We start from the raw sequence: 12,573 nt of genomic DNA, 5'->3' as shown, positions 1-12,573 counted from the left end.
CCTGCTCGCGATAGCGGTGTATCAGTCAATGAATGTGTTGGCTGACCAACCGCTATCGCGAGCAGGCTCACTCCTACAAGGGATTTGTGTGAAAGCCAGAAATCCTTGCGTGCAGCAAAAGGAACAAGCAATGAACGATCAACACTGGGGCCCATCCATCAGTGCCGATATCGTGGTCATCGGCGGCGGTTCGGCCGGTATTGCGGTTGTCGCCAGCCTGCTCAAGCGCGATCCGGCGCTGAACATCACCGTGATCGAGCCGAGCACCCATCACTATTACCAGCCGGCGTGGACGCTGGTCGGCGGCGGCGCCTTTGATGTCAAGGACAGCGCCCGGCCGATGTCCAAAGTCATGCCCCGGCAAGCCCATTGGGTGCAGGCGGCAGTCACAGCAATCGATCCGGCGCAACGTCAACTCACGCTCAACGATCAGCGCACCGTCAGCTATCAGAACCTGATCGTTTGCCCCGGCCTGCGTCTGGCCTGGGAGAAAATCGAAGGCTTGCAGGACAGCCTCGGCCAGCACGGCGTGACGTCCAACTACAGCTATCAGCACGCGCAATATACTTGGGATCAGGTGCAAAAACTGCGTGGCGGCAAGGCGCTGTTCACCCAGCCGGCGATGCCGATCAAGTGCGCCGGCGCGCCGCAAAAGGCCTTGTACCTGTCCTGCGATCACTGGCGCAAACACGCGGTCCTGAACAACATCGAGGTGGAATTCAACCTCGCCGGCGCGGCGCTGTTCGGTGTGGCGACGTTCGTCCCGCCGTTGATGAAATACATCGAAAAGTACAACGCGCAACTGGCCTTCAACTCCAATCTGGTGAAAGTCGACGGCCCGGCGCAGACCGCCTGGTTCGAAATCAAGGATGCCGAGGGCAACGTCAGCCGCGTGGCGAAAACCTTCGATTTGCTGCACGTCGTGCCGCCGCAGGTTTCGCCGGATTTCATCGCGCACAGTGCGTTGGCCGACGCGGCTGGCTGGTGCGAAGTCGACCCGCATAGCCTGCAACACCCGCGCTTTGCCGAGGTGTTCGCCTTGGGTGACATTTGCGGCACCAGCAACGCGAAAACCGCCGCGGCGGTGCGCAAGCAAGTCGTGGTGGTCGCGCAGAATCTGTTGGCCGCACGCCAGCAGCAACCGCTACCGCTGAAATACGACGGCTACGGTTCCTGCCCGCTTACGGTGGAGAAGGGCAAGGTGATTCTGGCCGAGTTCGGCTATGGCGGAAAACTGCTGCCGACCTTTGCCCTGGACCCGACCGTTGCGCGCCGTTCGGCGTGGTTGCTGAAGGCGACGCTGCTGCCGTGGTTCTACTGGAACGGCATGCTCAAGGGCCGCGAATGGCTGACCAGCCTGTCCAGGGTCGACTGAGAAATCCTTATGTGGCTGGCAAGTGTGTTTGGCGTGGTAATGGGCCTGGTGCTCGGTTTGACTGGCGCTGGCGGCGGGATCCTCGCGGTGCCGGCGCTGGTTTTGGGACTTGGCTGGAGCATGACGCAAGCGGCGCCGGTGGCGTTGTTTGCGGTGGGCAGCGCGGCGGCGGTCGGCGCTGTCGACGGTTTGCGCCATGGCCTGGTGCGCTATCGCGCAGCGTTGCTGATCGCGGCATTGGGCGCGGTGTTTTCGCCGCTGGGGATCTACTTCGCGCATCAGTTGCCGGAAAAGGTGCTGATGATCCTGTTCAGCCTGCTGATGGTCATGGTCGCCTGGCGCATGTTCAGAAAAGACCGTCAGCAAGCCGGGCCGAGTGATCACGGTCACGCCAGTTGGGGCCAGAAAAGCTGCATGCTCAACGAGCAGACCGGGCGCTTCGACTGGACCGCCAGATGCACTGCGACGCTGGCAGCGTTGGGCGCCGTCACGGGGGTGGTTTCGGGCTTGCTCGGGGTCGGTGGCGGCTTTCTGATCGTGCCGGCGTTCAAGCAACTGACCGATGTGCAGATGCGCGGCATCGTTGCTACGTCGTTGATGGTGATCAGCCTGATTTCGGCGATCGGTGTGATCGGCGCGTTCCACGCCGGTGTGCGTATCGACAGCCAGGGCGCAGCGTTCATTGTCGCCAGCGTGGTCGGCATGATCATTGGCCGCAAACTTTGTGCGCGGGTGCCGGCGCGGGCCTTGCAGGTCGGGTTTGCGAGTGTTTGCGTGGTGGTGGCGGGGTACATGTTGCTGCGGGCCTGAGGTGAAACCATCGCAGCCCGGCCCGGGCTGCGATGACTCAGCGGTTTACAACACCAGATGCGGCAGCCACAGGGAGATGGCCGGCACGTAGGTCACCAGCAGCAGGACAAGGAACAGCACGCCGTAGAACGGCAGCAGCGCTTTCACGGTGCTTTCGATGCTGACTTTGCCGATCGCCGAACCGACGAACAGCACGGCTCCCACCGGCGGTGTTATCAGTCCGATCCCCAGGTTGACCAGCATGATCATGCCGAACTGCACCGGGTCGACCCCGATCCCGAGAATCACCGGCATCAGGATCGGCGTGAGGATCAGGATCAGCGGCGCCATGTCCATCACCGTGCCGAGCAACAGCAGCATGACGTTGATGCACATCAGGATCACGTAGCGGTTGTCCGACAGGGTCAGGAACATCGTGGTGATCTTCGCCGGGATCTGCATCAGGGTCATGATGTAGCCGAAGCTGGCGGCGAAACCGATCAGGATCATCACGATCGAAATCGTCCGCACGGTGCGGTGCATTAGTTTCGGCAGCTCGCTCCATTTGTAGTCGCGGTAGATGAACATGGTCACGAAGAACGACCACAGCACGGCGATGGCCGCCGATTCGGTGGCGGTGAAAATGCCCGAGAGGATGCCGCCAAGGATGATCACCATGGCCATCATGCCCCACATTGCTTCGCCGACGATTTTCAACGCCTGGCGCATCGGGATCACTTCACCCTTGGGGTAGTTGCGCTTTTTCGCGAAGATCAGGCACAGCACCATCAGGCACGCGCTCATCATCAGACCCGGGACGATGCCGGCCATGAACAGCGAGGCAATCGACACCGTACCGCCGGCGGCCAGCGAGTAGAGCACCGAGTTATGGCTTGGCGGGGTCAGCAGGGCTTGCACCGAACCGCTGACGGTTACAGCGGTGGAGAAGTCGCGCGGATAGCCCTTGCGTTCCATTTCCGGAATCAGCACCGAACCCACCGAGGCGGTATCCGCTACCGAGGAGCCGGAGATCGCGCCGAAGAACGTCGAAGCGACGATGTTGACCAGCGACAGGCCTCCGCGCACGAAACCCACCAGCACCCCGGCACACGCCACCAGGCGCCGCGACATGCCGCCCTCGGCCATGATCGCCCCGGCCAGGACGAAGAACGGAATCGCCAGCAGGGAGAATTTGTTCACCCCCGAGGCGACCTGGATCATCACCGCCTGGAAGGGGATGTCGATCCACCATGCACCGATCAGCGCCGCAGCGCCCAACGCATAGGCGACCGGCATGCCGATCAGGATCAATACGATAAAACTGCCCAGCAGAATCAGAGCGTCCATTAAGCGGTACCTTCACTTTCTTCAACCAGGTCGAACTGCACGACCCGACGTTTGCTCTGGTCACCGAGCAAGAGTTTTTCCAGCACGAAAATCAGCGTCAGCAAGCCGCCCACGGGAATCGGCAGGTAGGTCACGCCAACCCGCAGATCAGGCAGGGCGGCCATGAACTGGTTCCAGGTGGACATGCACAGCTTGGCGCCCCAAATGGTCATGAAGATGCAGATCGCTGCCATCAGCAGTTGGGAGAAAATCGCCGCTGCGGATTTCATCTGCGGCGGCATGCGGTCGGTGAGCATGGCCACGGCCATGTGCGCACCGGCGCGGTAACTGGCGGCGGCGCCGATGAAGGTGAACACCATCATCAGCAGAATCGCCGTGGGCTCCGGCCAGCTCGAGCCGGTACCGAGCACATAGCGGGCGAACACGCCCCAAGGGATCATCAGGGAGATTGCCAGGACAGACAGGCCGGCGACCCAGATGCACGTCATGTAGATCTTGTCGTTGATACGCAGCAGCAGATTCTTCATCGGGTTCCACCGTAACCGGGCGCGCCTTGAACAGCAGGCGCGCCGGGCCTTTTTTCAGGAGTACATAGCGGGGGCGTTACTGAACGGCTTCGATTTTCTTGATCAGGTCAGCGTATTTCGCGCCGTACTTCTCGCGTACCGGAGCGGTGGCGTCGTAGAAGGGTTTCTTGTCGACGGTGATGAACTCGACGCCGGCGGCCTTGAGTTTTTCTTCGCTGGCAGCGGACTTCTTGTCCCACAACACGCGTTCTTCAGCCTGGGCAGCCTTGGCGGCTTTCTTGACCAGGGTCTGCTGATCCGGGGTGAGTTTCTCCCAGGTGATTTTCGACATCACGATCGGCTCTGGCAGGATCAGGTGACCGGTCAGGCTGTAGAACTTGGCGTTCTGGAAGTGGTTGTGTTCGAGCAGGGTCGGCGGGTTGTTTTCCGCGCCGTCGATCACGCCGGTCTGCAGGGCGCTGAAGATTTCGCCGGTGTCCATGGCAATGCCGTTGCCACCCATGGCGTTCATCATGTCGATGAACATCGGGTTGCCCTGTACGCGGATTTTCATGCCCTTGAGGTCTTCGAGCTTGCGCACCGGTTTTTTCGTGTAGATGTTGCGCGTGCCGCCGTCCATCCAGGCCAGAGCCACCAGGCCGAATTCGGAGTTGGTGATCTTGTCGAGGATCTCGTCGCCCACCGGACCGTCGATGACGTTACGCATGTGTTGATGGTCGCGGAAGATGAACGGCATGTTGAACACGTTCACGTCCGGCACCACCGGGCCGACGATCCCCAGGCTGACGCGCGACAGCTGGACCGCGCCGACCTGCATCTGCTCGATGACTTCCTTTTCCGAACCCAGCACACCGCCCGGGAAGTACTGGAAGGTCAGCTCGCCGTTGGTTTCCTTTTCAAGTGTTTTGCCCATGCTCTTTTCGGCCGCCACGGTTGGGTAGCCGTCGGGGTGGATGTCAGCGAATTTCAGTTTCATGTCCGCCTGAGCGGCACCGGCGAAGGTGAACATCAGCGGGAGTGCAGCGGCGAGCAAGGTGCGTTTGAAGTTCATGGGGGTGAGTCTCCAGTCTTGTTATTTTTGTGTTCAAGGCGCAGCGGTGCAGCAGAGGGTTTAAAGCAAATCGTTGAACAGCGGTTCGGCGAGGCCTTTGACGCCGGGCTTCAGGGCGAACACGCCACCGGCCAGGGATTGCGGATCGTGGTCGTCGCCAGGGCGAATCGAAGCGACAAACAGGGTGCTCATGTCGCTGCCGCCGAAGGCACACATGGTCGGTTTCTTCACTGGCACTTGCAGCGAAAAATCCAGACGACCGTCTGGGGCGAAGCGGTGAATCAGTCCGGCGTCGTTGGCGCAAATCCAGTAGCACCCTTCGGCATCCACGGCGGCGCCATCGGGGCGGCCGGGGAAGTGGTTCATGTCCACGAATATCCGCCGGTTCGACGGTGTGCCGGTCTCGATGTCGTAATCGAACGCCCAGATCAGTTGCACGTCGGGATGCGAATCCGACAGGTACATGATCTTGCCGTCCGGGCTGAAGCCGAGGCCGTTGGGCACAATGAAGCCGTCGAGTTGCGCTTCGATCACACCGGACTGCCCGGCGCCGTAGCGATAGAGCCGGCCTTCAGGCGCGTTGAGGCCCATGTTCAGCACCATGCTGCCGGCCCAGAAACGCCCCTGACGGTCGCAGCGACCATCGTTGAGGCGCATGTCCGCGCGGCTGTGCTCGACGCTGGCGAGCAATTCGCTGTCGAGGCTGCCGTCGCTGTGCGGGTGCAGGCGAAAGAAACCGCTTTCCATGCCGGCCACCCAGCCACCACTGCGGTGGCGGCTGATGCAGGCGAGCATTTCTGGCGCTTTCCACGACGCTACGTGACCGCTGTCAGCGCTCCAGCGTTGCAGCCCGCCATTGGGAATGTCCACCCAGTACAGGGCGTTTTCCTCCGCGACCCAGACCGGGCTTTCGCCCACCGCGTTGCGCGCATCGACGATCAATTCGGCTTGCATACTGATTACCTCGTGTCGTGGTCGCAGGGATCAGTCGCCGAACGGGCCGGCCGCCACAAAGGCGCCGCCCTGATAGATTCGCGCCGGGTCATCGGCGGCCGGCATCGGCTGTGCTTCGACCTTGTCGCGGAACACTTCCGAGCTGTCCTTGGCCTCAAAGCCGAGGTGGCTGGCGTAGCGGTTGTCCCACCACACGTCCTTGTTGGCGGACATGCCGTAGACCACGGTGTGGCCAACGTTCGGCGTATACAGCGAACGTTCGAGCAGTTGCGTGAGGTCGTCGAAGCTCAGCCAGGTGTGCATCATCCGGCGGTTCTGCGGTTCCGGGAACGAAGAACCGATGCGGATGCTGACGGTTTCGATGCCGTAGCGATCGAAGTAGAAACTGGCCATGTCTTCGCCGTAGGACTTGGACAGACCGTAGTAGCCATCAGGGCGGCGCGGGGAGCTGGCGTCGAGCTTTTCGTCCTGCTTGTAGAAGCCGATGACATGGTTGGAGCTGGCGAAGATCACCCGCTTCACACCATGCTTGCGGGCGGCCTCGTAGATATGAAACACGCCGCTGATGTTGGCGCCGAGGATTTCTTCGAACGGGCGCTCGACCGAGACACCGCCGAAATGCAGGATCGCGTCGACCCCATCGACCAGTTGATGCACGGCCTGTTTGTCGGCCAGATCGCAGAGTATGACTTCTTCGTGATCATCGACTGCCGGGGCGAGGGCGGCGATATCGGACAAACGCAGCACATTGGCGTAAGGACGCAGGCGTTCGCGCAGGACTTTGCCCAGGCCACCGGCAGCGCCGGTGAGCAGCAGGCGATTGAATGGAGCGCGCGGAGTAGAGGTAGACGTCATGGCAATCCCTGAACACATTGTTATTAGGTTTGTTGTAGGTTGTCGTATGACTGCGCTGAAGTATCGGTAGGGTTCCGGGAACTTGTCAACGCGACTTTTGGTGTAGATGACGGAAGGGCCGAATCATTTTTCTGAACCCCTCACACTCGCCTTGCAATGCAATCCCGTTGTGGGAGCGAGCCTGCTCGCGAAGGCGGTGTGTCAGAGTTCATTTCTGCCGAATCTGCCGTCGCCATCGCTGGCAAGCCAGCTCCCACAATAATCCGAGCCGGCTCCAACCTTTCTATTCGCCACAAGACCCTGTGGGAGCTGGCTTGCCAGCGATGGGGCCTGCTCGAGCAATAAAAATCGCTCCCGCTTACCTCATGCTTTCGCGAGCAGGCTCGCTCCCACAGGGCTAACCGCCAACCGTTACAACAACGAAATCGGATAGCTGATGAAAATCCGGTTCTCGTCAAATTCGTTGGTGCTGAAGTCGCGGCGGATGGTCGAGTTGCGCCATTTCACGTTGAGGCTTTTCAGCGGGCCGCTCTGCACGGTGTAGGCCAGTTCCGATTCGCGGCCCCATTCCTTGCCGTCATTGGTGCTGGCGGTGTGCACGTTGTCACCGCTGATGTAGCGGTTCATCAGGGTCAGACCGGGGATGCCGAGGGCGACGAAGTTGTAGTCATGACGCAGCTGCCAGGAGCGTTCCTTGGCGTTGTCATAACTGGCGTTGTAACTGTCGTTGGCCAGGGTCCCGCCGCTGGTGCCGTTGACCCGCATCCAGGCGTCGTCACCGGTGAGTTTCTGCAGGCCGACGTAGAAGGTGTTGCCGCCGTATTTGGCCGAGAGCATGGCAAACGCGGTCTTGTTGTCGAGGTCGCCGGCCTGAGCGCTGCCGTCTTCCTTGCCGGTGAAGAAACCGAGGTTGGCGCCCAGGGTCCAGTCGCCGAGCGGCTGGCTGTGGCTGAGGTTGAAATACTGTTGTTGGTAGATGTCGGTCAGCTCGGCGTACCACACGCCGACCATGGTGCGCTTGTCGTTGAATGTGTACTCGCCGCCGCCGAAGTTGAAGCGATCGGAAGTGAACGCGCCGCGGCCGTTCATCGACATGTCTTCCATGCTGGCATCGTTGCGCGGGCTGTTGCCGCGGAACTGGCCGCCGTAGACGGTCAGACCGTTGATCTCGGTGGAGGTGATCTGGCCGCCGCGGAAGGTTTGCGGCAGCGAACGACCATCGTCGGAACGCAGGATCGGCAGTACCGGCATCCATTCGCCGACTTTCAATTCAGTCTTGGATACTTTGGCTTTCAGCGCCACGCCGAGGCGGCCGAAGTTGTCCGCCGGGCGCCCGTCATCGTGGATCGGCAACAGTTGCGTGCCGCCGGTGCCTTTGCCGCCATCGAGCTTTTGCGAATACAGCCCGAGCACATCGAGACCGAAGCCGACGGTGCCCTGGGTGAAACCGGATTTGGCATCGAGGATGAAGCTCTGCGTCCACTCTTCAGCCTTGCCCTGCGGGTTGGCCGGGTTGACGAAGTTGCGGTTGAAGTAGGCATTGCGCAGGTTCAGCGTGGCTTTGCTGTCCTCGAGAAAGCCTTCGGCATCGGCGCTCATCGGCAGGGCGAGGGCCAGACTGCTGCAGCCAATCAGGCTCAGGGTCGAACGCGGTTTGAAATTGGAAACAGGTGAAGGGCGGACGGAATTGCGGGCGAGTGTGCTCACTGTGACGCTCCCAGATTCGCTTGTTGTTTTTATTATTTGTCATACGTCGTCGTACAACATCGATGCGGATATTTCCCATATTTTCGGGGATTGTCAACAGCAAGTTATACGATGACTTCTCTTGGTACGCATTGGCCCTTGTAGGAGTGAGCCTGCTCGCGATAGCGGTTTGTCAGTGAGGAAATCGATGACTGACACGCCGCCATCGCGAGCAGGCTCACTCCTACAGGGCTTTGTGTTGTCCATCGAAAGTGTTTTGCCGAGCGAATTGCGGCAAACTTGCCCCATCCTCCGCACAAGGCCCTTCGATGGATAAATACGCCCCGCGCCAATGGCAGCCGCACGAGAAACCCAGTCTGCCCGGTTCACCCTCGACGCCATTGCATTCCAACCGCAAGCGCCTGGCCTATGCGCTGGTCGGTGTGCTGGTGGCGGTGACCGGCGGTTTGGGTAATTCGCTGGTGGTGGCCAACCTGATTTATCTGCAAGGCTCGCTTGGCGCGACCACGGCGGAAATGGCCTGGTTGCCAGCCGCCTTCGTGATGACCAACGTGTCGATGAACTTGCTGTTGGTGAAGTTTCGTCAGCAGTTCGGCTTGCGTGCGTTCACTGAGGTGTTTCTGGTGCTGTATGCACTGGTGACCTTTGGGCATCTGTTCGTCAACGACCTGAATTCGGCGATAGCGGTGCGGGCGGCACACGGCATGGTCGGCGCGGCGCTGAGTTCGCTGGGCCTGTATTACATGGTTCAGGCGTTCCCGGCGAAGTGGCGGCTGAAGGCGCTGGTGCTCGGCCTCGGCACCTCGCAACTGGCGCTGCCACTGGCGCGGCTGTTCTCCGAAGACCTGTTGCAGATTGCCGAGTGGCGCGGTTTGTACCTGTTCGAATTGGGCATGGCGCTGCTGTCGCTGGGCTGTGTATTGCTGCTCAAGTTGCCGCCGGGCGACCGCTTCAAGACCTTCGAAAAACTCGACTTCCTGACCTTCGCCATTCTCGCCACGGGCGTCGGTCTGCTCTGTGCGGTGCTGTCGCTGGGGCGCATCGACTGGTGGCTGGAAGCCGACTGGATCGGCATCGCCCTGGCGGCGTCGATCGCGCTGATCATCATGGGCCTGGCCATCGAGCACAACCGCAGCAACCCGCTGCTGATGACGCGCTGGCTGGGCAGCGGAACGATGATCCGGCTGGCGCTGGCGGTGACCCTGATTCGCATGGTCACCTCGGAACAATCCACCGGCGCAGTCGGGTTCATGCAGAACCTCAACATGGGTTATGAGCAACTGCACAGTCTGTACGTGGTGATGCTGATCGGCAGTATTGCCGGGCTGGCGACCAGCGCATTGACCATCGACCCGAAGCACTTGCTCATGCCGCTGATCATTTCGCTGGCGCTGATGGCGACAGGCTCGGTGATGGACAGTTTTTCCAGCAACATCACGCGCCCGCAAAACATGTATTTCAGCCAGTTCCTGCTGGCATTCGGCAGTACGTTCTTTCTCGGCCCGACCATGGTCTTCGGCACGCGCAACGTGTTGACCAACCCGCGCAATCTGGTGAGTTTTTCCGTGCTGTTCGGGATCTGCAACAACCTTGGCGGGCTTCTCGGCGCGGCGTTGCTGGGGACCTTTCAGATCGTGCGCGAGAAGTACCATTCCAGCCACATTGTTGAGCAACTGGTGATGTCCGATCCGCTGGTGGCGGCGCGCGTGCAGAGCGGCGGTGCGGCCTACGGCGGGTTTTTCGCCGACCCCGGCCTGCGCAATCTGGTCGGCATCCGCAGCCTCGCCAATGCGGCAACACGCGAAGCGAACGTGCTGGCCTATAACGATGTCTTCATGCTGATCGCGGTCATTGCGGTATTGACCATGATCTGGCTTTCGATTCGCGCGTTGTGGCTGATGAGCACCACCAAAGCCATCGAACCGACGCCTTCCGTACCAACAAGCGGTGCCACTTCTTCATGACCGAACCGACCACCACAACTACCAACGCCATTGCCGCCACGCCTGAAGGGCAGACGCCGCCGTCATCGCCAAACACCGCGCCGCGCTCGCTGCGCGTACGCATCATTTCGTCACTGGGCTTTGCCGCGATTGCCATCGTCGGCGTGCTGATCGTGCTGTACGCCTGGCAATTGCCGCCGTTCAGCAGCGCCGTCGAAACTACCGAGAACGCCTTGATTCGCGGGCAGGTGACGATCATCGGGCCACAGCTCAGCGGCTATGTGTTTGAAGTGCCGGTGCAGGATTTTCAATACGTGAAGGCCGGCGACCTGCTGGTGCGTCTGGATGACCGGATCTACCAGCAGCGCCTCGATCAGGCGCTGGCGCAACTGGCGGTGCAGCGCGCGGCACTGGCCAACGTGGTGCAGCAACGCAACAGCGCCGAGGCGACGATCAAGCTGCGCCAGGCGGTGCTCGCCGACAGTGAAGCGCAACTGCGCAAAAGCGAGGCGGATCTGCGTCGCAACAAGGATCTGGTCAGCGACGGCTCGGTGTCCAAACGCGAGTTCGACGTGACCCTCGCCGCCAATGCGCAAAGCACCGCCGCCGTGGCGCAAGCCAAAGCGAATCTGGAAATTGCCCGCCAGGACCTGCAAACCGTGATCGTCAATCGCGGCTCACTGGAGGCCGCCGTTGCCAGCGCGGAAGCAGCAGTGCAACTGGCGCGGATCGACCTGTCGAACACGCGCATCGTCGCCCCGCGCGACGGCCAGCTCGGGCAGATCGGCGTGCGCCTCGGCGCTTACGTCAACTCCGGGGCACAGTTGATGGCGCTGGTGCCGGAGCAGAAATGGGTGATCGCCAACATGAAGGAAACCCAGATGGACAACGTTCGCGTCGGGCAACCGGTGCGCTTCACTGTCGATGCGTTGAACCACCGTAAATTCACCGGGCATGTGCAGCATATTTCGCCGGGCACCGGTTCCGAATTCGCCTTGCTGCAGGCCGACAACGCCACCGGCAACTTCGTCAAGATCGCCCAGCGCGTGCCGGTGCGGATCACCATCGATCCGGATCAGCAGGAAGAGGAGCGGTTGCGGCCGGGGATGTCGGTGGTGGTCAGCATTGATACCGCGGCGGGCGACACCCAACCGCACTGACCCTGTGGGAGCCAGCCTGCTGGCGATTGCGGTCTGACATTCATCTGGTTGGTGTCTGACCCACCGCTATCGCCAGCAGGGCTGGCTCCCACAGGGATGGTGTCGGGCTCGGGTTTTCCATCCGTTGCACGCGAATGCTAGTCTTGGCCAACGCTGTCGTCAGGGAGCCCACATGGGCAATCACAAGATCGAGATTCGCCGCAGCAACGTCGAGAAAATCCTGCTGGCGGCGGAAAAAGTCTTCGCCGAAAAAGGCTTCGGCAGCACCGCCATGGCTGACATCGCCGCCGAGGTGCAACTGCCGCGTTCCAATCTGCATTACTACTTTTCGACCAAAAGCGAGCTGTACAGCGCGGTGCTGTTCGACCTGCTCGAAGTGTGGAAGCAGGACGCGCTGTGCTTCGAAATGTTCGATGATCCGCGCGTTGTGCTCAGCAGTTACATCCGCGCCAAGATGAACCACTCGCGCAGCCGCCCGTACGGCTCGAAAGTCTGGGCCAACGAAATCATCCATGGCGCGCCGACGCTGGGCGAGGCGCTGGATGCCAGCCTGTATGACTGGGCGAAAATGAAGGAAGCGAAGATTCGCCAGTGGGTCGAAGACAAGCGGATTCTGCCGGTGGAACCGTCGAGCCTGCTGTACATGATCTGGGCCTCGACCCAGCACTATGCCGACTTCGATCATCAGGTGAATATCCTGAACGAGCATCAGCCGCTGTCGGACATGCAGTTCGAGCGGGCGGTGCAGACGGTGACGAGTGTGATCTTGCGCGGGATCGGGCTGGAGCCTTGAGGCCTTCGGTGAAGCCACCGACGTCATCGCTAGCAGGCTAGCTCCCACAGGGGATCGTATTTCAACTGTGGG

General features: G+C 61.0%; 11 protein-coding genes. 5 read left to right on the top strand and 6 right to left on the bottom strand.

Annotated features, from left to right (window positions below; all coding sequences use genetic code 11):
- Positions 1-130: 130 nt before the first annotated feature.
- Together J3P75_RS16885 and J3P75_RS16880 are read left to right on the top strand one after the other, a co-directional pair.
- Positions 131-1,375 carry an FAD-dependent oxidoreductase gene (locus J3P75_RS16885; RefSeq protein WP_434707523.1) on the top strand — a complete coding sequence of 415 codons (1,245 nt, stop codon included), beginning with the start codon at positions 131-133 and terminating at the stop codon, positions 1,373-1,375.
- Positions 1,376-1,384: 9 nt separating this feature from the next.
- Complete coding sequence (locus J3P75_RS16880; protein WP_434707522.1) at positions 1,385-2,185, top strand: sulfite exporter TauE/SafE family protein; 801 nt, start codon at positions 1,385-1,387, stop codon at positions 2,183-2,185.
- 45 nt (positions 2,186-2,230) lie between these two features.
- Here J3P75_RS16880 and J3P75_RS16875 read toward each other — a convergent pair whose 3' ends face one another.
- The 6 genes from J3P75_RS16875 to J3P75_RS16850 form a co-directional block, all read right to left on the bottom strand.
- Positions 2,231-3,511 (bottom strand): TRAP transporter large permease, encoded by a 1,281-nt coding sequence (locus tag J3P75_RS16875; protein WP_434589710.1) that lies wholly within the window; start codon positions 3,509-3,511, stop codon positions 2,231-2,233.
- On the bottom strand, positions 3,511-4,038 hold the full coding sequence (locus J3P75_RS16870; RefSeq protein WP_203421659.1) for a TRAP transporter small permease: 528 nt from the start codon (positions 4,036-4,038) through the stop codon (positions 3,511-3,513). The genes J3P75_RS16875 and J3P75_RS16870 overlap by 1 nt, the downstream gene beginning before the upstream one ends.
- Before the next feature lie 76 nt (positions 4,039-4,114).
- Complete coding sequence (locus J3P75_RS16865; RefSeq protein ID WP_203421660.1) at positions 4,115-5,089, bottom strand: TRAP transporter substrate-binding protein; 975 nt, start codon at positions 5,087-5,089, stop codon at positions 4,115-4,117.
- A 60-nt stretch (positions 5,090-5,149) separates the two neighbouring features.
- Complete coding sequence (locus J3P75_RS16860; protein ID WP_434707521.1) at positions 5,150-6,043, bottom strand: SMP-30/gluconolactonase/LRE family protein; 894 nt, start codon at positions 6,041-6,043, stop codon at positions 5,150-5,152.
- 30 nt (positions 6,044-6,073) lie between these two features.
- Entirely contained in the window at positions 6,074-6,898 is an 825-nt protein-coding gene (locus J3P75_RS16855; RefSeq protein ID WP_434707520.1) for an NAD-dependent epimerase/dehydratase family protein, read from the bottom strand.
- A 411-nt stretch (positions 6,899-7,309) separates the two neighbouring features.
- Positions 7,310-8,605 (bottom strand): OprD family porin, encoded by a 1,296-nt coding sequence (locus J3P75_RS16850; protein ID WP_434707519.1) that lies wholly within the window; start codon positions 8,603-8,605, stop codon positions 7,310-7,312.
- 308 nt (positions 8,606-8,913) lie between these two features.
- Between J3P75_RS16850 and J3P75_RS16845 the strand changes: the two genes are divergently transcribed.
- From J3P75_RS16845 to J3P75_RS16835, 3 genes are all read left to right on the top strand, one after another.
- A complete protein-coding gene (locus J3P75_RS16845) occupies positions 8,914-10,569 on the top strand; it encodes an MFS transporter (RefSeq protein ID WP_434707518.1) in 1,656 nt (551 codons plus the stop codon).
- Positions 10,566-11,708 carry an HlyD family secretion protein gene (locus J3P75_RS16840; RefSeq protein ID WP_434707517.1) on the top strand — a complete coding sequence of 381 codons (1,143 nt, stop codon included), beginning with the start codon at positions 10,566-10,568 and terminating at the stop codon, positions 11,706-11,708. Before J3P75_RS16845 ends, J3P75_RS16840 begins: the two co-directional genes overlap by 4 nt.
- 172 nt (positions 11,709-11,880) lie before the next feature.
- Positions 11,881-12,501 (top strand): TetR/AcrR family transcriptional regulator, encoded by a 621-nt coding sequence (locus tag J3P75_RS16835; RefSeq protein ID WP_090282838.1) that lies wholly within the window; start codon positions 11,881-11,883, stop codon positions 12,499-12,501.
- Positions 12,502-12,573: the final 72 nt, after the last annotated feature.

Origin of the sequence: Pseudomonas sp. R1-1 (assembly GCF_051132135.1) — a bacterium.
GTDB lineage: Bacteria > Pseudomonadota > Gammaproteobacteria > Pseudomonadales > Pseudomonadaceae > Aquipseudomonas.
Note: the sequence above shows the minus strand (reverse complement) of the source record. Positions and strands in the feature narration are given on the sequence as shown.

Bases quoted from the DNA above. Each gene is read 5' to 3' on its own strand.
- J3P75_RS16885 (WP_434707523.1), top strand. From the start codon at position 131: ATGAACGATCAACACTGGGGCCCATCCATCAGTGCCGATATCGTGGTC.
- J3P75_RS16880 (WP_434707522.1), top strand. From the start codon at position 1,385: ATGTGGCTGGCAAGTGTGTTTGGCGTGGTAATGGGCCTGGTGCTCGGT.
- J3P75_RS16875 (WP_434589710.1), bottom strand. From the start codon at position 3,511: ATGGACGCTCTGATTCTGCTGGGCAGTTTTATCGTATTGATCCTGATC.
- J3P75_RS16870 (WP_203421659.1), bottom strand. From the start codon at position 4,038: ATGAAGAATCTGCTGCTGCGTATCAACGACAAGATCTACATGACGTGC.
- J3P75_RS16865 (WP_203421660.1), bottom strand. From the start codon at position 5,089: ATGAACTTCAAACGCACCTTGCTCGCCGCTGCACTCCCGCTGATGTTC.
- J3P75_RS16860 (WP_434707521.1), bottom strand. From the start codon at position 6,043: ATGCAAGCCGAATTGATCGTCGATGCGCGCAACGCGGTGGGCGAAAGC.
- J3P75_RS16855 (WP_434707520.1), bottom strand. From the start codon at position 6,898: ATGACGTCTACCTCTACTCCGCGCGCTCCATTCAATCGCCTGCTGCTC.
- J3P75_RS16845 (WP_434707518.1), top strand. From the start codon at position 8,914: ATGGATAAATACGCCCCGCGCCAATGGCAGCCGCACGAGAAACCCAGT.
- J3P75_RS16840 (WP_434707517.1), top strand. From the start codon at position 10,566: ATGACCGAACCGACCACCACAACTACCAACGCCATTGCCGCCACGCCT.
- J3P75_RS16835 (WP_090282838.1), top strand. From the start codon at position 11,881: ATGGGCAATCACAAGATCGAGATTCGCCGCAGCAACGTCGAGAAAATC.